The sequence below is a fragment of the Glacieibacterium sp. genome, from assembly GCF_965200405.1.
Taxonomy (GTDB): domain Bacteria; phylum Pseudomonadota; class Alphaproteobacteria; order Sphingomonadales; family Sphingomonadaceae; genus Glacieibacterium.
Genome location: NZ_OZ241356.1, coordinates 1,550,368 through 1,570,812, shown reverse-complemented (window position 1 = coordinate 1,570,812; position 20,445 = coordinate 1,550,368). Strand labels below are relative to the sequence as shown.

Annotated in this window: 22 protein-coding genes and 1 tRNA gene; 11 read left to right on the top strand and 12 right to left on the bottom strand. The window is 66.9% G+C overall.

What is annotated here, in order from left to right:
* Positions 1 to 129 precede the first annotated feature (129 nt).
* Genes ACOFKW_RS07280 through ACOFKW_RS07270 form a run of 3 tightly spaced genes read right to left on the bottom strand, consistent with a single transcriptional unit; the run spans position 130 to position 1,858 of the window.
* Complete coding sequence (locus ACOFKW_RS07280) at positions 130 to 300, bottom strand: Trm112 family protein (protein ID WP_419816652.1); 171 nt, start codon at positions 298 to 300, stop codon at positions 130 to 132.
* Positions 297 to 950: an LON peptidase substrate-binding domain-containing protein gene (locus ACOFKW_RS07275; RefSeq protein ID WP_419816651.1), complete on the bottom strand. Its 654-nt coding sequence runs from the start codon at positions 948 to 950 to the stop codon at positions 297 to 299. Before ACOFKW_RS07275 ends, ACOFKW_RS07280 begins: the two co-directional genes overlap by 4 nt.
* On the bottom strand, positions 947 to 1,858 hold the full coding sequence (locus tag ACOFKW_RS07270; RefSeq protein ID WP_419816650.1) for a tetratricopeptide repeat protein: 912 nt from the start codon (positions 1,856 to 1,858) through the stop codon (positions 947 to 949). The genes ACOFKW_RS07275 and ACOFKW_RS07270 overlap by 4 nt, the downstream gene beginning before the upstream one ends.
* Before the next feature lie 140 nt (positions 1,859 to 1,998).
* On the opposite strand from ACOFKW_RS07270, the gene ACOFKW_RS07265 reads away from it, so the two are divergent.
* The 9 genes from ACOFKW_RS07265 (at position 1,999) to ppa (ending at position 7,474) form a co-directional block, all read left to right on the top strand.
* A tRNA-Gly gene (locus tag ACOFKW_RS07265) sits at positions 1,999 to 2,073 on the top strand.
* 651 nt (positions 2,074 to 2,724) lie between these two features.
* Positions 2,725 to 3,471, top strand: coding sequence for an alpha/beta fold hydrolase (locus tag ACOFKW_RS07260; RefSeq protein ID WP_419816900.1), 747 nt, complete (start codon positions 2,725 to 2,727; stop codon positions 3,469 to 3,471).
* On the top strand, positions 3,468 to 4,202 hold the full coding sequence (locus ACOFKW_RS07255; protein WP_419816649.1) for a tetratricopeptide repeat protein: 735 nt from the start codon (positions 3,468 to 3,470) through the stop codon (positions 4,200 to 4,202). The genes ACOFKW_RS07260 and ACOFKW_RS07255 overlap by 4 nt, the downstream gene beginning before the upstream one ends.
* A 31-nt stretch (positions 4,203 to 4,233) precedes the next feature.
* On the top strand, positions 4,234 to 4,632 hold the full coding sequence (locus ACOFKW_RS07250) for a VOC family protein (RefSeq protein ID WP_419816899.1): 399 nt from the start codon (positions 4,234 to 4,236) through the stop codon (positions 4,630 to 4,632).
* Complete coding sequence (gene gloB / locus ACOFKW_RS07245; protein WP_419816648.1) at positions 4,632 to 5,360, top strand: hydroxyacylglutathione hydrolase; 729 nt, start codon at positions 4,632 to 4,634, stop codon at positions 5,358 to 5,360. Before ACOFKW_RS07250 ends, gloB begins: the two co-directional genes overlap by 1 nt.
* 34 nt (positions 5,361 to 5,394) lie before the next feature.
* The gene (locus ACOFKW_RS07240) at positions 5,395 to 5,757 is read left to right on the top strand and encodes a hypothetical protein (RefSeq protein WP_419816647.1); all 363 of its coding nucleotides are present in this window, start codon (positions 5,395 to 5,397) and stop codon (positions 5,755 to 5,757) included.
* 85 nt (positions 5,758 to 5,842) lie between these two features.
* Positions 5,843 to 6,400: a PadR family transcriptional regulator gene (locus tag ACOFKW_RS07235; protein WP_419816646.1), complete on the top strand. Its 558-nt coding sequence runs from the start codon at positions 5,843 to 5,845 to the stop codon at positions 6,398 to 6,400.
* A 2-nt stretch (positions 6,401 to 6,402) separates the two neighbouring features.
* The gene (locus ACOFKW_RS07230; RefSeq protein WP_419816645.1) at positions 6,403 to 6,708 is read left to right on the top strand and encodes a DUF2218 domain-containing protein; all 306 of its coding nucleotides are present in this window, start codon (positions 6,403 to 6,405) and stop codon (positions 6,706 to 6,708) included.
* Between the two features lie 235 nt (positions 6,709 to 6,943).
* Complete coding sequence (gene ppa / locus ACOFKW_RS07225; protein ID WP_419816644.1) at positions 6,944 to 7,474, top strand: inorganic diphosphatase; 531 nt, start codon at positions 6,944 to 6,946, stop codon at positions 7,472 to 7,474.
* Between the two features lie 27 nt (positions 7,475 to 7,501).
* Here the strand turns inward: ppa and ACOFKW_RS07220 are convergent, their stop codons facing one another.
* The 5 genes from ACOFKW_RS07220 to ACOFKW_RS07200 all read right to left on the bottom strand — a co-directional run bounded on the left by ACOFKW_RS07220 (position 7,502) and on the right by ACOFKW_RS07200 (position 14,860).
* Complete coding sequence (locus ACOFKW_RS07220) at positions 7,502 to 8,839, bottom strand: RNA-directed DNA polymerase (protein WP_419816643.1); 1,338 nt, start codon at positions 8,837 to 8,839, stop codon at positions 7,502 to 7,504.
* 379 nt (positions 8,840 to 9,218) lie between these two features.
* Positions 9,219 to 10,097 (bottom strand): hypothetical protein, encoded by an 879-nt coding sequence (locus ACOFKW_RS07215; protein WP_419816642.1) that lies wholly within the window; start codon positions 10,095 to 10,097, stop codon positions 9,219 to 9,221.
* Between the two features lie 154 nt (positions 10,098 to 10,251).
* The gene (locus tag ACOFKW_RS07210) at positions 10,252 to 12,063 is read right to left on the bottom strand and encodes an AMP-dependent synthetase/ligase (RefSeq protein ID WP_419816641.1); all 1,812 of its coding nucleotides are present in this window, start codon (positions 12,061 to 12,063) and stop codon (positions 10,252 to 10,254) included.
* A gap of 30 nt (positions 12,064 to 12,093) precedes the next feature.
* The gene (ggt, locus tag ACOFKW_RS07205; RefSeq protein WP_419816640.1) at positions 12,094 to 13,806 is read right to left on the bottom strand and encodes a gamma-glutamyltransferase; all 1,713 of its coding nucleotides are present in this window, start codon (positions 13,804 to 13,806) and stop codon (positions 12,094 to 12,096) included.
* Between the two features lie 31 nt (positions 13,807 to 13,837).
* Entirely contained in the window at positions 13,838 to 14,860 is a 1,023-nt protein-coding gene (locus ACOFKW_RS07200) for a quinone-dependent dihydroorotate dehydrogenase (RefSeq protein ID WP_419816639.1), read from the bottom strand.
* 429 nt (positions 14,861 to 15,289) lie between these two features.
* Between ACOFKW_RS07200 and ACOFKW_RS07195 the strand changes: the two genes are divergently transcribed.
* Positions 15,290 to 16,171 carry a helix-turn-helix domain-containing protein gene (locus ACOFKW_RS07195; RefSeq protein WP_419816638.1) on the top strand — a complete coding sequence of 294 codons (882 nt, stop codon included), beginning with the start codon at positions 15,290 to 15,292 and terminating at the stop codon, positions 16,169 to 16,171.
* Positions 16,172 to 16,176: 5 nt separating this feature from the next.
* On the opposite strand, the gene ACOFKW_RS07190 is transcribed toward ACOFKW_RS07195, so the two are convergent.
* A complete protein-coding gene (locus ACOFKW_RS07190; RefSeq protein ID WP_419816637.1) occupies positions 16,177 to 16,476 on the bottom strand; it encodes an ArsR/SmtB family transcription factor in 300 nt (99 codons plus the stop codon).
* An 89-nt stretch (positions 16,477 to 16,565) separates the two neighbouring features.
* Here ACOFKW_RS07190 and ACOFKW_RS07185 point away from each other — a divergent pair, with 89 nt between their 5' ends.
* Complete coding sequence (locus tag ACOFKW_RS07185) at positions 16,566 to 17,657, top strand: NADH:flavin oxidoreductase/NADH oxidase (RefSeq protein WP_419816636.1); 1,092 nt, start codon at positions 16,566 to 16,568, stop codon at positions 17,655 to 17,657.
* 4 nt (positions 17,658 to 17,661) lie between these two features.
* On the opposite strand, the gene ACOFKW_RS07180 is transcribed toward ACOFKW_RS07185, so the two are convergent.
* Genes ACOFKW_RS07180 through ACOFKW_RS07170 form a run of 3 tightly spaced genes read right to left on the bottom strand, consistent with a single transcriptional unit; the run spans position 17,662 to position 20,433 of the window.
* On the bottom strand, positions 17,662 to 18,504 hold the full coding sequence (locus tag ACOFKW_RS07180) for a tyrosine-type recombinase/integrase (protein ID WP_419816898.1): 843 nt from the start codon (positions 18,502 to 18,504) through the stop codon (positions 17,662 to 17,664).
* Between the two features lie 44 nt (positions 18,505 to 18,548).
* Positions 18,549 to 20,312: a hypothetical protein gene (locus ACOFKW_RS07175; RefSeq protein ID WP_419816635.1), complete on the bottom strand. Its 1,764-nt coding sequence runs from the start codon at positions 20,310 to 20,312 to the stop codon at positions 18,549 to 18,551.
* Positions 20,293 to 20,433: a hypothetical protein gene (locus tag ACOFKW_RS07170; protein WP_419816634.1), complete on the bottom strand. Its 141-nt coding sequence runs from the start codon at positions 20,431 to 20,433 to the stop codon at positions 20,293 to 20,295. Before ACOFKW_RS07170 ends, ACOFKW_RS07175 begins: the two co-directional genes overlap by 20 nt.
* Positions 20,434 to 20,445 lie beyond the last annotated feature (12 nt).

Below are 20,445 nucleotides of genomic sequence, written 5' to 3'. Positions count from 1 at the left end.
CGAGCAGGCTCGCACACTTTATCGTCATCCCGGCGCATGCCGGGACCCATTCGGCAAGCCGTTGGGATGTTGAGCGATATTACCACCAGCTTGTCGAATGGGTCCCGGCATGCGCCGGGATGACGGAGATCAACCGATCTCCCGCGCTTCTTCCGCCAGCATGATCGGCACCCCGTCGCGGATCGGATACGCCAGCTTCGCCGCATCCGAAATCAACTCCTGCGCCGCCTCGTCATACCGCAGCGAAGTCCGTGTCATCGGGCACACCAGTATTTCCAGCAGCCGGATGTCGAGGCTCATTGCAGCATGTCGCCCGACGACCCCTGCGCAAAGGTCATCAGCGCGGTCAGCGTCGCGGCGCGCGCCGGCAGGTCGACGGCCTCCAGCAGCGCCTGTTTCTCGACCGGGTCGAATGGGCAGACCGCCGACAGGGTGGTGATCAGCGACTCGTCGTCCGCCCCGGCAACCGCCTCCCAGTCCGCACTCAGGCCCTGGTCGTCGAGATAATCCTTGAGCGTCGTCTCGAGCTGGGCGCGAGTCGCGGCAGCGACGGCGCGGGGCTCGCCGCGGTCATGCTCGAACCGCGCATAGTCGGGCACGACCTGCCGGTAACGCGTCGTCACGTCGAGTTCGCGGACGATGCCGAAGCGCGACACGCCGGTCAGCGCGATGATGATGCGGCCGTCGCCGGTCTCGCGGAAGTCGCTGATGTGCCCAGCACAGCCGACATCGTACAGCGGCGACGGATCGGCCTCCGGGTCGCGCGGCTGGATGATGCCGATCGCCTTGCTGCCCGCCATCGCGTCGCGGACCATCGCCAGGTAGCGCGGCTCGAAGATGTTGAGCGGCAGCACGCCGCGCGGCAGCAGCACCGCCCCCGACAACGGAAACACCGCCAGCGTCGGCGGCAGCTCGGGCAGTTCGTCGTCAGGGATCTCGAGGGGACTCATGCGAACAATATAGTCGAAAGCTTGCGCCGGGTCGCTACCGTCCACGGATCGCCAAGGCCGACCGCCTCGAACAACTTGAGCAGCCGCGCCTTGGCCGCGCCCTCGTTCCACGACGCATCGCGGCGGACGATGTCGAGCAACGCCTCCGCCGCCGCGTCGCGATCTCCCGCGCCGATCAGGCTGTTGGCCAGTTCGAAGCGCTGCTGGTGCGCGTCGGGGTCGGCAGCGACGGCAGCGCGCAGGCCAGCGATGTCGCCGACCGGCCCGGCATCCTTCGCCAACGCCAGCGCCGCACGCGCCTGTGCCACCAGCGGCTCCTTGCTGTCGGCAGGCACGGCAGCCAGCGCCGCCTCGGCCCCGGCAAGGTCGCCGCCGGCCAGCAGCGCGCGGGCGTGCCCCGCGGCGAAATCCTCGCGCTCGGGCAGTTCATGGGCCAGCGCGGCGTACATCTGCGCTGCCTCGACATGCGCGCCCTCGGCCAGTGCCTCGGCCGCGGCGGTGCTCATCGCCTCGATCTCTGCTGCGGCATCGAGTTCCTCGGGCGGTTGCTCGACCGGCACCCCGGCCAGCAGCCGGTCGATGAAGGTCTTCAACTCGCGCTCGCCCAGCGCGCCCTGGAAACCGTCGACCGGAGCACCCTTCAGGAAGGCATAGACCGTCGGGATCGACTGGATGCGAAACTGGCTGGCCAGCGACTGGTTCTTGTCGACATCGATCTTCACCAGCGCGACGCGGCCCGGATAGGCGGCGACAGTGCGTTCCAGCAGCGGCGTCAGCGTCTTGCAGGGCCCGCACCACTCCGCCCAGAAGTCGACGAGCACCAATTGCGTCATCGATGCCTCGATGACGTCGCGGCGGAACGCCTCGATGCTGGCTTTTTCGGTGGCTGCGGTCGCTAGGCTGGCCAAGACGAACTCCTTGGGAATAGTGCTCGGCCTCATATGGGGCGGCAGGTCCGCCGCTGCCAACCCCTGCGAAAAACGCTTGCGTCCCACGCGGGGCGCCGCTAACAGACCGCCTCCCAGCCGGGTCCGCCCGGTTTGCCCGAGCGGGCGTAGCTCAGGGGTAGAGCACGACCTTGCCAAGGTCGGGGTCGAGGGTTCGAATCCCTTCGCCCGCTCCATTTCTCGCATTGTTGATACCACCATTCTCCTGGCTTCGGCCGGGAGACGGTGGCCGAGGACCCGGGACCGGGGACTATTAATCTATCGTAAGATAATGTGTGTCATCGCTCGTGCGTGCCGAACCGCAATGTTTCTGCCAGAGCCACTACCTCACCGGGCTTGGTTGGTCCGTCGCTGGTCATGTCGGCAATCGTAGCGGAGCGGCCAAAGGTCGCTGTGACCGGTGCCGGTCGATCCGTTTCCGACGCCGCGGTCGCTCCCGGACGAGCAAACACTATCCAGACGATAGTCGCTATGTGGCGACGGGCAGCAACCGCGCACGACTATCTGTTCGAGCCGCGAACCGGCGACCCGATCGACAAGGCCGAAAACGCCGACCGTTGGCGCGGCGGCTGATTCCATCGTTGCGGGTGCGACACCCAAGCTATTGAAAACACACTTTCCTACATGAGAACATAAGTAGAACATAGGCGTCTTGGTCGGCACTTATGGAGTCGGTGTCATGCTTATCCTCGACGGTCCGATGCTGCTCGGAATTGCAGCGATCATTACCAGCCTGTCGGCATTGATCTGGGCGGCGCGGCGCAAGCCGTGACCGCGACCGGATGCTTGGCGGCGGGCGCGGCAGCGGCTATCGCCAGGGCGTGATCGTGGCCGAACCCAGCTTTATCGACGTTGCCGGTGCGCGGCTGGCGTACCGGCACCGGTCCGGGCGTGGGCCGCTGACGGTGTTCCTGCCCGGCTACATGTCCGACATGGACGGCAGCAAGGCAGTGGCGCTCGACGGCTGGGCGGAAGCGCGCGGCCGGGCGTTGCTGCGACTCGACTATTCGGGCTGCGGCTCCAGCGGCGGCAGCTTCGACGACGGCAGCATCGGTCGCTGGACCGCCGATGCGCTGGCGGTCATCGATGCGGTGGGGGGCGGCCCGGTCGTTCTGGTCGGCTCCTCGATGGGTGGCTGGGTGGCGTTGCGTACCGCACTCGCCCGCCCGGAACAGGTCGTCGCGCTGGTCGGCATCGCCGCGGCCCCGGACTTCACCGACTGGGGCCTGAACCTCGACGATGCCGATCGCGCCGCACTGGCGCAGCATGGCTATACCGAGCGCCCCAGCGACTATGGCGACGGGCCCTACCGGTACACGCGCGCCTTCATCGACGATGCGCCGGCCCAGCACGTCCTCGGCGAGGCGATTGCGCTCGACTGTCCGGTCCGGCTGCTCCACGGCCAGCGCGACGACGCGGTGCCGTGGAACCTGTCGCTGCGGATCAGTGCGCTGCTGCGTTCAGACCGGGTGCAGGTCACCTTGGTCAAGGATGGCGATCACCGCCTGTCGCGCGTTTCGGATCTGGCGCTGCTGACCGCGACGCTGGACAGTTTGTTCGAGGAGTTTCCATGATCGCCATCGCCCTGTTGCTCGCTGCCGCTGCCGCCGCGCCCATTCCCGCCGAGGCGCAGCGCTACCGCTCGTGCATCGAGACGGCGGGGCGCGAGCCGGCGGTCGCCATTCCCGAGGCGACCAAGTGGATCGGCGCAGGTGGCGGCGTGCCGGCGCGGCATTGCCTGGCGCTCGCCTATATCGCCGCCAAGGACTATGCCGCCGCCACCCAGGCCCTCGACGGCGCCGCGCGTGCCGCCGAGGCGCAGCATGACCCGCACGTCGCCGAGCTGTGGGGCCAGGCCGGCAACAGCGCCTTCATGGCCAACAAGTACGACGCCGCGGCAGGCTATTTCACCACCGGCATCACCGCGGTCGGCAACGACTCGCAGGGCCGCGCCGAGCTGCTGATCGACCGGGCCCGCGCGCTGGTCGAGCTGAAGCGCTATGACGAAGCCAAGTCCGACCTGGCCGAGGCGACCCGGCTCGAGCCCGACTCGCCCTTCGGCTGGCTGTTGCGCGCGACGCTGGCCCGCCGCCAGGGTGACCTGGCCGCTGCCGAGACGAGCCTGATGGAGGCGACCAAGCGCGCACCCGACGATCCCGACGTCCAGCTCGAGGCCGGCAACGTCGCCGCCGCCCAGGGCAAGATGCCGCTCGCCCGCCAGGCCTGGTCCGCCGCTGCCGCCGCCGCGCCCGGCTCGCCCGCAGCCGCGGCTGCGACCGAAGCCCTTGCCGCCAACCCGAAGTAGGAGCTCGACGCCCGTGAAATACCTGCACACCATGGTCCGCGTTACCGATGTCGACGCGTCGATGCGCTTTTACGAGCTGCTCGGCCTGCGCGAGGTCAACCGCATCGTCAGCGACGCCGGACGCTTCACCCTGATCTACCTCGCGGCCCCCGGCGACGACGATGCGCAGGTCGAGCTGACCCACAATTGGGACCCCGAGGTCTACACCGGCGGCCGCAATTTCGGGCACCTCGCCTATGCGGTGGACGACATCTATGCCGCCTGTCAGCGCCTGCAGGATGGCGGCGTCGTCATCAGCCGGCCGCCGCGCGACGGGCACATGGCGTTCATCCGCTCGCCCGACGGCATCTCGGTCGAGCTGCTCCAGTCCGGCGCCCGCCTCGCCCCTGCCGAGCCGTGGCAGTCGATGCCCAACACCGGCGTCTGGTAATGCTCGAGGTCGTCCAGATCGCGGTGCTGACCGACAATTACGTCTACCTCGTCCATGACGCGGCGAGCGGCGAGACAGTGGTCATCGACCCCTCGACCCCCGAGCCGGTACTGGCCCAGGCGGCGGCGCGCGGCTGGACGATCGGGCAGATCTGGAACACCCACTGGCACCCCGACCACACCGGCGGGAACCTGGCGATCAAGGCGGTGACCGGCTGCACGATCACCGGCCCGGCAGGCGAGGCGGCCAGGATCCCCGGCATCGACCGCGCGGTCGGCGACGGCGACACCGTGCAGCTGGGCGACCACATCGCGCAGGTCATCGACGTCCCCGGGCACACGCTGGGCCACAACGCCTATTGGCTGGCGGCGGACGACCTGCTGTTCCCCGGCGACACGCTGTTCGCGCTCGGCTGCGGCCGCCTGTTCGAGGGCACCCCGGCGCAGATGCACGCCTCGCTCGGCAAGCTGATGGCGCTGCCCGACACCGCCCAGGTCTATTGCGCCCATGAATACACCGAGGCGAACGCCCGCTTCGCCGCCACCGGCGAGCCCGGCAATACCGCCCTTGCCGCCCGCATCGCCGACATCACCGCGACCCGCGCCAGGGGCCTGCCGACCGTCCCCTCGACCATTGGGCTGGAGCGCGCCACCAACCCGTTCACCCGCGCCGCCAGCCTTGCCGAGTTCACCGCCCGCCGCGCCGCCAAGGACAGTTTTCGCGGCTGAGACGTTATCCCCAGGTCCCCAACCGGAGCCCGCCATGATCCGCTCGCTGCCCCTCGCGCTCCTGATCCTCGCCGCCGCGCCCGCGACCGCCAGGGAGACCACCCCGTCGCCGACCATCGGCACCAGCAAGAGCTGCGTCACCCTCAACCGCGTCCGCGACCAGATCGTCGACAAGACCGGCATCACCTTCCGCGAGGGCGACCGCTGGTATCACAACAACGCCGGCGGCAACTGCCCGCTGCGCCCCGGCCGCGGCTTCGCCTCGCGCACCCCGAGCAACCAGCTATGCCGCGGCGACATCATCACGGTGTTCGAGCCCGGCACGCCGATCCCCTACGGCAGCTGCGGCCTCGACGATTTCACCGAGGTCGCCAAGCCCGTCCGCCAACGCCGCTAAACGCAAATTTGCGACCGGCCTCTTGTATCTCGTCCGCATTTAGATATATCTCGTAAATCGACATATCGAAACAGGACCAAGATACATGTTCATGCACAATCATCACCGCGGTCGCTTTGGCCATCACGGCCACGGCCCGGGCCATGGCGGCGGCTTCGGCGGCGGCGGCGGCGACCGCCACGGCCGTCGCGGGCGGATGTTCCAGCACGGCGACCTCCGCCTGCTCATCCTCGCGATGATCGCCGAGGCCCCGCGTCACGGTTACGAGATCATCCGCGAGATCGAGTCCCGCCTCGGCGGCGCCTATGCCCCCAGCCCCGGCGTCGTCTACCCGACCCTCACCATGCTGGAGGAGCTCGGCCACGTCACCGCCCAGGCCACCGAGGGCAACAAGCGCCAGTACACCATCACCCCGGAAGGCAGCGCGCACCTCGCCGAGAACGCCGCCACCGTCGACGCGATCATGGCGCGCATCGCCGACGCGGGCGGCAGCGGCGACTATTCGGCGCGGATCATGCGCGCCATGGCCAACCTCCGCTTCGCCCTCAAGCTGCGCGTCGGCCGCGGCGGGCTGGAGGAGGACCAGGCGACCCGCATCGCCGCCGCCCTCGACGCCGCCGCCCTCGAAATCGAAAGGAGCTAGTTATGCCCGACACCATCACACGTGTTTCCAGCGTCGCGCAGGTCCCCACGGCCAGCGCCTCGCGCTACCTCCAGCAGCTGTGCAAGCACTGGAGCCACAAGTTCGCTGTCGAGTTCGATCCGCTGGCCGGGCACATCCCGTTCCCGACCGGCGCCGTCCTCGACCTCGCCGCCGCGCCCGACGCGCTGACCCTGACCCTCACCGCCTACGACACCGCCGGCCTCGACCGCATGGAAACCGTCGTCGCCGATCACATCCGCCGCTTCGCCTTCCGCGAGGAACTGGTCATCGACTGGTCCCGCGCCTGACACGGGCGCGGACGAAGAGCGCCGCGCCGACCAACACCGTCATCCCGGCGAAGGCCGGGACCCATTCAACCAGCACCCGGCAACCTCGGCACCGACCGAGCCCCAAGCCGACACCCGAGCGAATAGGTCCCGGCCTTTGCCGGGATGACACAGTCGAGCAAAATCAGCGCTCCCGCGACACTTCGCCCCGCGCGACATCTGGCCATCCCCCGGCCTCGCCGCTAAACCCCCGCGCATGGATATCAGCAAGATCGCAATCGGCACCGACGCTCCCTGGGACGTCAATGTCATCGTCGAAGTCCCGGCCGGCGGCGAGCCCGTCAAGTACGAGATGGACAAGGCCAGCGGCGCGCTGTTCGTCGACCGCTTCCTGCACACTGCCATGTCCTACCCAGGCAATTACGGCTTCATCCCGCACACGATGTCGATGGACGGCGACCCGATCGACGTGCTGATCGTCGGCGAGACCCCGCTATACCCCGGCACCGTCGTCCGCGTCCGCCCGATCGGCGCGCTGATCATGGAGGACGAGGGCGGCGGCGACGAGAAGATCCTCGCCGTCCCCGTCGACGCCCTCCACCCGATCTACCAGCACGTCCGCGACCACACCGACCTGCCCCCCCTCATCACCCGCCAGATCGCCCACTTCTTCGAGCATTACAAAGACCTGGAAGACGGCAAGTGGGTCCGCGTCGGCGGCTGGCTCGACGCCGAGGGCGCGGCTGGGATGATCCGGGAGGCGATCAAGCGAGGGGAGAAGGGTTAGGTGGTAACGCTGCGTCGCATCTTACAACTACAGGTAATATCCGTCGTCAAAGTCTAACGCGTCTAGGGAAATTTTATCGGCGAGATCAAAGGCGGAGTTTAAGGTCGCAGCATGGCGAGGTGCCCCAATCCCGTGGAGACATGCTAGTTCATGAATGAAGCTGTCTTCGCGGGACAACATGTCTTTATCTACGCCGTCTATAGCGATTTTGAGTATAGGGTGTTGGGCGTCGAATATAGCTTCACCTATCTGAACGCCGTTCGCAATAAATGTGGCAAGACCCTGTATTTGCGCTTCGGTTGACACAGGTTCGGAGAATTCTGCCAGCATACCGGCAGCACGAAATAGTTGAGCAGTTGCTTGCGCAACCTTCACGCCAAGAGATACGACCTTAGAGCAATCGCGAGTTACTAATGCCTCAATGATTGAAGTGTGAAACATCAGCTCCGGCACACCAATGCTCGCGACCCGAAGACGCTCTAGTACACTTAGGGAACTCAGGTACATTAGTCTCCCTAGTCGGTAACGAATTTGTGAGACCAGCCTTTTTCTTAGAAAGGTACTCGCTTGATTGATCTCTGCAAGTATCTCAAAAACGTCGGTCTCATAGTCGTCCGCCAGCACCGACGCGCTATCGAGAATTAGCTGGACTACGTTTGACTCGGTACGAAATAACAGCCATTGCCACAAACCGATACTTCTTATTTTTTGAAAGCTGTTTGTCTCGGTCACAGCCAACGAGTAATCTGAAAGTGGTAGTCTGTAGCCTGCTTCAGAAAGCTTATGGGTGAGCGCTTCCACCTGATCTGGAAAGAATATCATGCATTTCTTGATATTCCCGACCAGCTTCTTCCAACTTCCTTCGTGTTTATTTGCGACTATGTGTGACGCTGCAGATTCCCATTCTGCACAGTTCAGGCTAAACGTTTTTTCCTTATCATCGTGGAGTGCGAGATCTATCTTTCCGAGAAGGCTTCGAATAGCTGTCAAAGACGCATCGTTGCTCTCCTCGCTCCCAATCAGAGTGATATCATCAACATATCTAACGTAGTACGAAGGGAGGTCTTCTGCAATCTTGTCAATGTCGTGGAGCACTAGATTAGCTACAAAATGGCTGAACATAGGTCCAGTCAGAATCGACTTTCCTGCCGTTTCCTGAGCATGATTTTGAATTATCTTCAGTCCGAGTTCTGGTACAGGCGTGGCAATGATGTTTCGGTCACAAAATCTTTGCCACGACTGTGTAGCCACCTCAGGGCTGATGGAGTCATAAAACTTCTTTATATCAACGTACGTGACTTGTCCTCCGGGTAACGACTTAGTTACACTTCGTATCGCAGCCTCACGCCTCTTTATGCCGTCCATGTATCCAACAAAGTAACCTGAGCGTTCACTCTTGGAGCTTATTTTATAGCTATACAGTCGATCCGAGCTTTCCTTTTCAAATGCAGTGCCGCAATGCTCAATCAAAAAGGCCTCAACGAGCGCTTCACTGGGACTAGGGACATGTATGTCTCTGTATTGGGGGATGCCCTTCGAGTCTAAGCACTTGAAGTGTAGGGATTTCAGATATTTCCCACGGTGAGTCCCAAGAACGACTTGCGTAGCGTTTTCTCTTGCCCAACTGTCGGTGCGTGCGGCGTCGGCCGCGCAGTAATACCGGATCGATAGATAAGACAATATGTCTCTCGATCGATACTGGTTAACCGCCTTTGAGGCGTAGTCTTCCGCGCGCTTCGGCATGCTACTTCAACGCTCTTCTCACTAGATCGAACGACATGACACTTAGCCTCACGCTTGATAGTACTGCAGGGGTTAATGGAGGAAAGAAGTATGCTTCCGTTTTATCCATAACCTCGGAGCCTGTTTTTTGCGCGTAACCTAGCCATGTCAAAGCCTTTGCAGCGATCCATGGGAATATGTTTTTAATCGTGATGTTTGTTTGCGGCTCTATCCAGATAGCTGCGTTGGTTAGGCCTGAGCTATATCGGTATATCTCCTCAATTTGAGGTAAAGCTTCGGCCTTTTTTCCAGGTATGTTTAGAAAGCTGCTAAAGTTAGTAATCGCTATTAAAACCTGCGATTTCAGCTTCTCCTGCACAATCAGCTCTACCAGTGCACTATTGCTGATTTTACACAACACATCCCATGAAGTCGGTCTAAATTCGACGAACACTGCCTGGTCGGCAAAATCACCGATTATATATGTGAACACGCTCTCGGCGTAGCTTCGCGCAGTCTCTGATATTTCGCCTCCGATGACCTTCACCCTTAGAGGGGTTCGGGGCAGCACGCCTGCTCGGCGAAGCTCTACGATAGTTGTCAAGAAGGCGACTGATGACGCTCCCGACCCGCACGGTATGTCGACCAGACACAGTTCGCCGCCACTTAGAAATTTTCTAAGCGTTGTTGACGTCATGAAAACTTGGCCATGTGGGTCGAGTAGTGCCAACTGGGCTCTCGCAACAGAGCCGCTGAAGGCCTGTGCGAAATGCAGATCGGCATCCGCCTTTGTCTCTCCCCCTACAACACCCCTTTTCGGGCGCGGTTGATTAGCTAGGCTCTCAAGCCCATGAAACTTCAGCGATGACTCGTACGCAACGGCAAGGACCGCTGGAATCAAGAGCGCTTTCTTAGCCGGGTCCCATAGAGTGCCCGGTAGTACTGATTGTGCTGAAATTGGAACCCCCGTCCCGTAAAATCAATATTTTAGCATTACCGGATGCTTGTACCAACTAGCTTAGCAAGCATCCATTTCACGGTCGGCGTCATTGTAGTTAACTCCCATACAACCGATCCAGCCGCTCCCCGTACACCCCCTTCAGAACATGCCGGCGGATCTTGAGCGAGGGAGTCATCTGCTCGTTCTCGACGGTGAAGGCGCCGTCGGCGATGACGACGCGGCGGACCTTCTCGGTGACCGACAGCCGGGCGTTGACGCGGTCGACGGCGGCCATGATGGCGCGGTGGAATTCGGGTTCCTGGGACAGGGTGCGGAGGTCGGGCTTCATGCCCTTGTCGCGGGCCCAGCACATCGACCATTCGGGGTCGGGGACGATCAGCCCGACGAGGTAGGGGCGGCGGTCGCCGTGAACCATCGCCTGGACGATCTCGGGCTGCAGGGTGAGCATGCCCTCGACGCGCTGGGGGGCGACGTTGTCCCCCTTGTCGAGGATGATGATGTCCTTCTTGCGGTCGGTGATGACGATATGGCCGTCCTCGTCGATATGGCCGATGTCGCCGGTGTGGAGCCAGCCGCCCTGCAGCACGCGCGCCGTCTCGTCGTCGTTGCGCCAATAGCCGTGCATGACCAGCTCGCCGCGCACCAGGATCTCGCCGTCGCCGGCGATGCGGACCTCGACGCCTTTCAGCGGCGGGCCGACGGTGTGCATCTTGTTGCGGCGTGACGGGCGGTTGCAGCTGATGATCGGCCCGGCCTCGGTCTGGCCGTAGCCCTGGAGCAGGGTCATGCCGAGCGCCTCGAAGAAGATGCCGACCTCCGGGTTGAGCGGCGCGCCGCCCGCCACCATCGCCTTCAGGCGACCACCGAAGCGCGCCTGGACCTTGCGGCGGATGGTACGGTCGAGGGCGGCGTCGACCGGGCGCTCCCACAGCTTCAGCCTGCCCTCATAGCGCTTGCGGCCCAGCTTCAGCGCCTGGTTGAGCAGGACGACGGCGACGCCGCCCTGTTTCTCGATGGCCTTGGCGATGCGGGTGCGCAGCACTTCGAACAGGCGCGGCACGACGACCATGATGGTCGGGCGCGTCTCCTCGATGTTGGCCGCCAGCTTGTCGAGGCTTTCGGCGTAATAGATCTGCCCGCCCATGGCGATCGGCATGTACTGGCCGGCGGTGTGCTCATAGGCGTGGCTGAGCGGCAGGAAGGACAGGAAGGTCTCGCCGTCGGGCTCGGGCGGGAAGTCCTCCTCGACCACGCCGACCGCGCCGGCGACGTTGCGCAGGATGGCGCCGTGGTGCTGACGAACGCCGCGCGGGGCGCCGCCGGTGCCGCTGGTGTAGATCAGGCAGGCCAGGTCGCCGCGCTGGGCGGTCTGGCGGGCGGCGGTAGCGGCGACGTCGGCGGGGTGGTCGGCGACCAGCTTTGCCCAATGGTGGACGTGAACGTCGCTGTCCTGGCCGATGCGCAGCGGCTCGATGCCGATGACGTCGCGGCAGCACTCGGCGGCATAGACCGCGGGCATGAGGTTGGCGGCGAGCTTGGGCGTCGAGACGATGACCGCCCGGGCACCGGAGTTTTCGAGGACATGGAGGTGGTCGGCCTCGGTATTGGTGACATAGGTCGGGACGGTGACCGCTCCGGCGGCCATGATCGCCAGGTCGGCGAGGCAGAATTCCGGGCGGTTCTCGCTGACCAGCATCACGCGGTCGCCGGGCTTTATGCCGAGGTCGGTGAGCGCGGCGGACAGGCTGGCGACGGTGCGCGCCGCCTCGGCCCAGCTGGTCGAGGCCCAGGCGCCGCCGACCTTGCGCCACAGCATCGGGCGCTCGCCAAGCTGTTGAGCTTGCTCGAAGAACATCCGTGTCAGGCTGGGCCACCGGTCGATCCGGGCCGCTATCGTCTCCGCCATCTCGCTCCCCAGCTTGTTTCTTGTTTTGGCTTAGTACCCGAGTGCGACGCCTTCGCTGCGTGGATCGACACCGCCGCGCCAGCCCCCGCCGACGCGCTCGATACCGTTCGCCTTGAGCGGCAGCCCTGCCGTCACCGTCCGGTGCCCCAGCGCCTGCAAGGCCGGCAGCATCCTGGCCAGCCGCTCGCCCTGCGGCCCCGCCTCGGCGATCAGCAGGTCGTCGGAGGCATAGGCCAGCGGCAGCGCGATCGCATCGCCGACGCTGAGGTGCCAGTCGAGCACGCCGATAATCGCCTTCGCGACCTGCGCCGGGATCGTCGCCCCGCCCGCCGCACCGATCACCAGCACGACGCGCCCGCGGCTGTCATAGACGATCGACGGCGACATCGAGGAGCGTGGCCGCTTGCCGCCCTGCACCCGGTTGGCGACCGGCGCCGTGCCGACGGTCGGCAGGAAGCTGAAGTCGGTCAGCTCGTTGTTGAGGACATAGCCGCCCGCGACCAGCGAGCTGCCGAAGCCGCCCTCGATCGTCGAGGTCAGCGAAGCGACGTTGCCCGCCGCATCGACGACGGCGAAGTGCGTGGTCGCGGGGATCTCGCTCGACGGCGGGATGCTGCGCGGGGCGGCGCCCTTGGGCGTTCCGGGAGGCGCGCTGGCCATCGTCGTGGTGGCGCTGATCAGCTTGCCACGCGCCGCCAGATAGTCGGGCGCGACCAACCCGGCGACCGGCACCGGGATGAAGTCGGCATCGGCGCCATAGGCAGCGCGGTCGGCGAAGGCGAGGCGCTGGCTCTCGGTGAACAGATGCCAGGCGACCGGGCTGTCGGGGCCGAGCTTGCCCAGGTCGAAGCCCTGCAACTGGCCGAGCATCGCGACCACCGCCGTACCGCCCGCCGAGGGCGGCCCCATCGAGCACACCCGGTAGGCGCGGTAGCGGCCGCACACCGGCGCCCGCGCCTTGGCCTCATAGCTCGCAAGGTCGGCGAGGGTCATGTCGCTGGGATTGGTCGGCGCGCTGCGCACCGCGGCGACCAGCGTGTCGGCGTTAGGCCCGTGGTAGAAGGCCCCCGGCCCGCCGGTCGCGATCGCCTCCAGCGTCCGCGCGAGTGCGGCGTTGACGATGTGCGTACCCGCCACCTTGGGCGTGCCGTCGACGTTAAGGAACAGCGCCGCGGCGGTCGGCGTGCGGGCCAGCGTGTCGCGGCTGTTGGCGACGGCGCGGGCCATGCGTGGCGACACGTCATAGCCGTCGCGGGCCAGCGCGATCGCCGGGCCGAACAGCGTTTTCCAAGGCAATTTGCCATACTTGGCATGCGCCAGTGCCAGCATCGCGACGTTGCCGGGCACGCCGACGCTGCGGCCGCCGGGGATCGCCTCGCGGCGCGGCTGCGGCTTGCCGTCGGCACCCATGAACAATGACTCGGTGGCGCTGGCCGGCGCCTTTTCGCGCCCGTCGAAGGTCGCGGGCATCGTCGCCCCGACCGGCTGGTAGACCAGGAAGCCGCCGCCGCCGATGCCCGAGGACTGCGGCTCGACCACCGTCAGCGCCAGCAACGTCGCCGCGATCGCATCCATAGAATTGCCGCCCTGCCGCAGCATCGCCAGCCCGGCCTCGGTCGCGCGGCGATCGGCGGTACTGACCATCACCTTGGAAACGCCCTCGACAGGCGGTGGCGGGGCCTTGGCGGCGAGTGGAGCGGCGACCAGCAAGGCGGCAAGAACGAGCGTGCGACGGTTCATCATCGGGCGACCATAAGGGGCGTTTGCGCGCCCGTCACCCACCCGTGCCGACGACCGCGGCGATGCTGCCGAAGCCGTCGCGGCGCAGCAGTTCGGCCAGTTCGCGCTTGATCCGCTGGACGACGCCGGGCCCCTCGTAAATCAGCGCCGTGTACAGCTGGACGGCGGACGCGCCGGCGCGCAGCTTGGTATAGGCCTGCTCTCCCGACGACACGCCGCCGACGCCGATCAGCGGCAGCGCGCCGCCTGTCGCAGTGCGGAAACTGCGCAGTATCGCGGTCGACAGGGCGAACAGCGGTGCGCCCGACAGGCCGCCCGCCTCGGTCGAGGTGACGCCGTCGCGGCCCAGCGTGGTGTTCGAGACGATCAGCCCGTCGAGCCCGAGATCCAGCGCGACGCGGGCGATGTCGTCGATCTCTGCCGGCATCAGGTCGGGGGCGACCTTGACGAATACCGGCGTCGCGACCGACCCGCGCGCCTCCAGCACCCGCGCCACCAGGTCGCCCAGCGCGGCCCGGTCCTGCAGGGCGCGCAGGCCGGGCGTGTTCGGCGACGAGATGTTGACGGTCAGATAGCTCGCCGCCGCCGCGCAGGCGCGCACGCCGGCGACGTAATCGGCGGCGCGGTCGACGGTGTCCTTGTTCGCGCCGATATTGGCGCCGACGACGCCCGGCCGCCCGGCGCGGTGGCGCAGTTTCAGCGCGGCCGCCTCCAGCCCGGCGTTGTTGAAGCCCAGCCGGTTGATCACCGCACGCTCCTCGACCAGCCTGAAGATGCGCGGGCGCGGATTGCCGGCCTGCGGCAGCGGCGTCACGGTCCCCGCCTCGACGAAGCCGAAGCCGAGCCGCAGCATCGCATCGGGCACCTCGGCATTCTTGTCGAAGCCCGCCGCCAGCCCGATCGGGTTCGGCAGGTCGAGCCCGGCAAGGCTGGTCCGCAGGATCGGATCGTCGGGCGCCGCGGCGGGCAGCAGGCCGCTGCGCAGTGCAATCAGCGTCAGGGCATGCGCCCGCTCCGGATCGAGGGTGAACAACAGCGGGCGGAGAGCAGCAAACATGACAAGCGCTCTGACAGGGAAGCGCTCGCCGCGCGAGGCTTTTGGGCCGGATCGGTGCAGAAGCCGGGAGGATCGAAGCGCCGCCATGCTGCCACATCGCAAGGCGGCCGCCGCCCGGGCGACCCTACCCCCAACCGAAAATCCATGCGCAATTGTCGATTCCGTCCAATCCGCCTGCCCCGGCGCGGCTTATCCAGATCGTGCGACCCGAAGGGAGCGTCGTCCCGGACATCTCGTCCGGATGCCGTATCCTTACTTTTCGGTCCGGACAGCCTGACCGCTGTCCGGACCGATTTTTATTTCGGGGCTGGCGCGTCGGAGCCGAATCAATTAATTAACCTGCGAATCTCGGACCGGGGGTTCGTGTAGGGACGACCTGCAAGGGGTTGCAGTCAGTCCGGTCGCGTTCGTTACTGGCCGATTCGGGGCGTGGTTTACGGACGCGAGCTGCAAGGGTTGCTCGTCGTGGTAACAATCCGGTATTTCTCCCCTGCGCCAGCGTTGCGTGGCCTGATCTCATCTTATTATTGGTTCGAGACGTCGCGGCCGTTGCTGCGCGACCAGATGCGCGCCGAGCTCGGGCAGGTGCGCTTCATGCTCGACGGCCGGATGCGCTGCCGCTTCGACAACGGCCGCCAGGTCGAATGTCCGAAAGCGATGCTGATCGGTCCGACCGCCTCGACGGTCGCGACCGAGGCCAATGGCCCGTTCCGTCTGTTCGGCGCCGGCTTGATGCCTGCCGGCTGGAGCATGTTGATCGGCGAGCCTGCCGACTTGCTGGCCGATAATGTCGTCGACCTGCGCGGCGTCACCGACCGCAGCGCCGACCACGCGCTGGAGGCGCTGGCGAGCGCAACCAGCGACGTCGGCCGCATCGTTGCCGCCGATCGCTTCTTCCTCCAATTGGCGACGCGGGCGCGGCCGGTGCCGTTGTGGTTCACCCATATGGCCGACGAATGGCTGGTCGCCAGCGCCGATCCGCAGATCGACGCGCTGGTCGCCGCCACCGGCATGTCGAACCGCCAGGTCGAACGCTGGACCAAACGCTATTACGGCGCCTCGCCCAAGCTGATGGCGCGCAAGTACCGGACGTTGCAGGCGGCGGTGCGCCTCGGCAACGGCGACGCCGCGAGCTGGACCGACGCCGCCGGCGACGCCTTCTACGACCAGTCGCACTTCATCCGCGAGTTCAAGCAATTCGTCGGCACGACCCCGGCGCGCTTCGTCGCCGATGCCGCGCCGGTCAGCCGGCTGACCATCGCGCGTCGCCGGATGATGCCCGACCTGCCCAAGCTGGCGCTGTACAGCTGAGCCGATCAGGCCGCCGTCAGGACCGCAGTCAGCAATCCGGGAAAGCGGCCATCGAGTTCGTCGAGGCGCAGGTCGTTCATGTGCGATGGCCCGTCGGTGCGTGTCCGCACCAGCCCGGCATTACGCAAGACGCGGAAATGGTGCGACATCGTCGACTTGGGCCGGCCACATTCGAGTGCCGAGCAGGTCGACTGGCCGACCGAGGCCAGCGTCCGTACGACCTGCAGCCGAACCGGATCGCTGAGCGCGTACAGGAGGTCGCAAAGCGCCACGTCCTCGATCGCCGGATGAACTAGGCTTCGCATTCTCGATCCCTACCACCCCTTCCCTTTTCTTTCAATGTTCGATAATACTCGAACTAACGAATATCGTTACGGACCGGATTGGAATTGCCATGTCATCACTGTTCACGCCCTACACGCTGAAAGGCGTTACCCTGCGCAACCGCATCGTCGTGTCGCCGATGTGCCAATATTCGGCCGAAGACGGGCTGATCAACGACTGGCACCATGTCCATCTGACCAGCCTGGCGCGCGGCGGCTCGGGGCTGGTCATCGCCGAGGCGACCGCGGTCTCGCCCGAGGGGCGGATCACGCCGGGCGACACCGGCATCTGGACCGACGAGCAGGCCGAACGCTGGAGCCACACGGTCGCGTCGATCAAGGCGGCGGGCGCCGTCCCCGGCATCCAGATCGCCCATGCCGGCCGCAAGGCCAGCGCCAACAAGCCGTGGGAAGGCGACGACCACATGGCCGAGGGCGACCCGCGCGGCTGGCCGATCATCGCACCGTCGGCGATCGCCTTCGGTGGCGACCTGCCCAAGGTCCCGGCGGCGATGACCCTTGCCGACATCGAGCGGGTCAAGGCCGACTTCGTCGCTGCCGCGCGCCGGGCGCTGTCCGCCGGGTTCGAGTGGCTGGAGCTGCATTTCGCGCATGGGTATCTGGCGCAGAGCTTCTTCTCGACCTGGTCCAACAAGCGCGACGACAGTTATGGCGGCGACTTCGAAGGCCGGGCACGCTTCCTGCTCGAGACGCTGGCGGCGGTGCGCGAGGTCTGGCCCGACCATCTGCCGCTGGCGGCGCGCTTCGGCGTCACCGAGTTCGACGGCTCCGACGACCTCGAAGAAGGCATCGAGATGGTGCGCCGCCTCAAGGCCGGTGGGCTCGACCTGATCGACGTCAGCGTCGGCTTCTCGACCCCGACCGCCAACATCCCCTGGGGCCCGTCGTTCATGGGCCCGATCGCCGAGCGCGTCCGCACCGAGGTCGGCATCCCGGCGACGACGAGCTGGTTCATCGCCGACGCGAAGCAGGCCGAGGCGCTGATCGTCGACGGCAAGACCGACCTGGTCACCATCGGCCGCCCGCTGCTGCAGAACCCGCATTGGCCGTATCTCGCGGCGCTGGAACTCGGCGTCGACAAGGCGGCGTGGACGCTGCCGGCGCCCTATGCCCATTGGCTGGCGCGCTATCGCCCGGCCTGAGGCGTCAGCGCCCGGCGAGCGGGTGCTTGGCGTTGACCAGCTCGACCAGCGCCTTGGTCTGGACGTGGGTGTAGATCTGCGTCGTCGCGATGTCGGCGTGACCGAGCAGCGTCTGCAACGTCCGCAGGTCGGCGCCGCCCTCCAACAGGTGCGTCGCAAAGGCGTGGCGCAGGACGTGCGGGCTGATCCGGGTCGGCGGGATCCCGGCGGCGGCGGCGAGGTTCTTGACCAGCTGGAACAATCGCACCCGCGACAGGTGCGAGGCACCGCTGGGGAAAAGGTAACGCGCGTCGGCGGGCACGGCAGCGGCATGCGCCTCCACCGCCGCCTCGGCGCGGGTGCTGACCGGGACCAGCCGCTGCTTGCCGCCCTTGCCGGTCAGGATCGCATGGCCGCGGCCCGGGCGGATGGCGTGGCGCGGCAGGCCGACCAGCTCGGTGGCACGTAGCCCGGAGCCATAGAGCAGCTCGATCAGCGCCGACAGCCGGCGGTTGGCGGGCGACGGGTCGGCGGCGAGCCTCTCGTCCAGCGCCGCGAACAGCCGGGTGACATCGCCCTCGGCCAGCGACTTGGGCAGCGGGCGGGCTGCGCTGGCGCCGGGCAGGTCACGGGCGGGATTGTCGGCGCGCAGCCCCTCCGACAGCAGGAAGGCGAAGAACTGGCGCAGCGCCGAGCCCTTGCGCGCCACCGTCGCGCGGGCAAGGTCGGACCAGCCCGCGAACAGCCGCGCCAGATCGTCCGGAGCCGCCGTCACCAGCCCGTCGCCGAGCGCCTCGCTGGCCAGCCGCAGGTCGCGGCCATAGGCGAGGATAGTGTTGCGCGCCGCGCCCTGTTCGGCGGCGAGCATGTCGAGGTAGAGCGCGATTGCCCGGCCGTCGGACAGCGCCTCGCTCACCCCCGGATCGCGGCTTCGGCGGCGATCAGCGCTGCCTCGTGCTCGCGCCCGACGCGCGCATAGGCGGCGACGATCTGGCCGAGGTGCGCCGGCGGCACGGCGGTCCAGTCGCACTGCAGGCCGGTCGCGGCCAGCACCGCGACCTCGCCGGTGCGGCCGCCCGCAGCCGCTGCGGCGATGGCGCGGGTCCAGCTGTTCGACACCGCGGCCAGCTTGAGGTCCTCACGCACGCCGCTCCAGTCGCCGGCACGGGTCCGCCCCAGGCCGTCGAGGCTGGCGAGCAGCAGGCGGGCGCGGTGGTCGGTGGCGCCCGACTTGCGCCAGTCGGCGAACAGCGAGGTCGTCACCGGCACAGCACCGGTCGCCGCGAGCTGCGCCCAGACCCGACCCCGAACGCCGGCATCGCCGTCCTCGACGACGCGCCACCAGCGCAGCGCCTCATTGGTCATGCCGGCACTCATCAGCGCGGCGACGATATCGGGTGCGTCACCGGCATGCGCCGCGCTTACCGGCAGGCGCGCGGCGGGCATCGCGGTCTCGACCAGCGCGGCATAGCGGCGGCGCGGCGTGTCGCCCGCGGCGTTCAGGATAGTCCGCAGCGCGTCGAAGCGGTTGTCGAGCGAGGTCGCGACATAGGCGTTGCGCAGCGATCCCCCCGGCGAGGTGGCCAGCGCGTCGCCCTCCAGCCCGGCGGTCGCGGCGCTGATCGTCGAGACCATCTCCTGCGCCGACGCGATGCCGAGCGCCGCGGCGGGCCACAGCGCCGCCAGCCGGGCCGCGTCGCTGACGCCGGGCGCGCGCAGCACCCAGCCGCTTTGCGCCGCGCCAAGTCCGGCCAACCGATCGTCGGGCACCCGCACCCCGGCCGCTACCGCCAGCCCGAACCGGTACGGCGTCAGCGGCGGCGCGGTCTCCCATTCGATGTTCGAGGCGCGCCCGGTGCCGCCCGACAGCTTGGAGATGCGCTCCGCCAGTTGCAGGTCGAACTGGTCGACACTGTCGGCGCCGCGCAGCCGGTCGAAGGTCGAGGCCGCGGTCAAATCGTCGCCCGACATGCCCCCGCACATCGCCTCGGCCAGCCGCCACAGCGGGTCCGGCGACACCGCACCGCCGTTCGCCGCCAGCGGGCACAGCCCGGCAATGTCGGCGGTCGCCAAATGCGCCTGCCCCGCGACCCGGTACAGCAGCGGCGTGTAGCGATCGACCGCGACGGCATCGACCATCATCACCGCGCCGTCCGCCTCGCCCATGCGCAGCAGCAGCGCGGCGCGACGGGCGATCCAGTCGCCTGCCGCGATGCCCGACGGCGTATCGCTCTGCGTCAGCAGCGCGCGGCGCAGCACGATATGCGCCCAGCGCGAGGCCAGCGGCGTCTGCACGCGCTGCATCAGCCCGGCGAGGAACACGCCGCTGGAGCCCGAGAACGCCGCCAGCCCATAGCCGCCCATCGCCGGCGTCAGCGGACCCGCGACGCCGATCGCCGCACCCGTCGCGGGGGGCAGCTTGAACGGATCGACGACCTCGGCCGTGGCTGCCGGAGCCCCGGCGGCGGGCGGCACCACCGGCTCCTCGACCGGCGCGGCGGGGCGCGGCATCGGTGGCGGCGGCGCGACGACGTCGGGCGCGGGGGCCGGACCGAAGGTATCGGGCAGCAGCGAGCGCGGCGCCTCGCCCTGCTGGCCGATGACCGGCCAGGCAACCAGTGCCGCGACGCCCGCCAGCGCCGCCAGATACGAAAGCCTAGGGCGCGCTGGGCGCATTCGGCAGGACCTTTTCGACATGCGTGACCGGTGCCGGGACGTCGGCAGTCGCGAGATAGATCATGCCGACGACGACGATCAGCACGATCGCAACGAAAATCCACAAGCCAGTACGGCGCATCGGCATCCTATC

Coding starts and splice junctions, on each gene's coding strand:
- ACOFKW_RS07185 (WP_419816636.1), top strand. CDS start 16,566: ATGTCATCACTGTTCACGCCCTACACGCTGAAAGGCGTTACCCTGCGC.
- ACOFKW_RS07200 (WP_419816639.1), bottom strand. CDS start 14,860: ATGTTTGCTGCTCTCCGCCCGCTGTTGTTCACCCTCGATCCGGAGCGG.
- ACOFKW_RS07255 (WP_419816649.1), top strand. CDS start 3,468: ATGATCGCCATCGCCCTGTTGCTCGCTGCCGCTGCCGCCGCGCCCATT.
- gloB (WP_419816648.1), top strand. CDS start 4,632: ATGCTCGAGGTCGTCCAGATCGCGGTGCTGACCGACAATTACGTCTAC.
- ACOFKW_RS07170 (WP_419816634.1), bottom strand. CDS start 20,433: ATGCGCCGTACTGGCTTGTGGATTTTCGTTGCGATCGTGCTGATCGTC.
- ACOFKW_RS07175 (WP_419816635.1), bottom strand. CDS start 20,312: ATGCGCCCAGCGCGCCCTAGGCTTTCGTATCTGGCGGCGCTGGCGGGC.
- ACOFKW_RS07250 (WP_419816899.1), top strand. CDS start 4,234: ATGGTCCGCGTTACCGATGTCGACGCGTCGATGCGCTTTTACGAGCTG.
- ppa (WP_419816644.1), top strand. CDS start 6,944: ATGGATATCAGCAAGATCGCAATCGGCACCGACGCTCCCTGGGACGTC.
- ACOFKW_RS07210 (WP_419816641.1), bottom strand. CDS start 12,063: ATGGCGGAGACGATAGCGGCCCGGATCGACCGGTGGCCCAGCCTGACA.
- ACOFKW_RS07275 (WP_419816651.1), bottom strand. CDS start 950: ATGAGTCCCCTCGAGATCCCTGACGACGAACTGCCCGAGCTGCCGCCG.
- ggt (WP_419816640.1), bottom strand. CDS start 13,806: ATGATGAACCGTCGCACGCTCGTTCTTGCCGCCTTGCTGGTCGCCGCT.
- ACOFKW_RS07280 (WP_419816652.1), bottom strand. CDS start 300: ATGAGCCTCGACATCCGGCTGCTGGAAATACTGGTGTGCCCGATGACA.
- ACOFKW_RS07235 (WP_419816646.1), top strand. CDS start 5,843: ATGTTCATGCACAATCATCACCGCGGTCGCTTTGGCCATCACGGCCAC.
- ACOFKW_RS07180 (WP_419816898.1), bottom strand. CDS start 18,504: ATGCTCGCCGCCGAACAGGGCGCGGCGCGCAACACTATCCTCGCCTAT.
- ACOFKW_RS07190 (WP_419816637.1), bottom strand. CDS start 16,476: ATGCGAAGCCTAGTTCATCCGGCGATCGAGGACGTGGCGCTTTGCGAC.
- ACOFKW_RS07220 (WP_419816643.1), bottom strand. CDS start 8,839: ATGGACGGCATAAAGAGGCGTGAGGCTGCGATACGAAGTGTAACTAAG.
- ACOFKW_RS07240 (WP_419816647.1), top strand. CDS start 5,395: ATGATCCGCTCGCTGCCCCTCGCGCTCCTGATCCTCGCCGCCGCGCCC.
- ACOFKW_RS07230 (WP_419816645.1), top strand. CDS start 6,403: ATGCCCGACACCATCACACGTGTTTCCAGCGTCGCGCAGGTCCCCACG.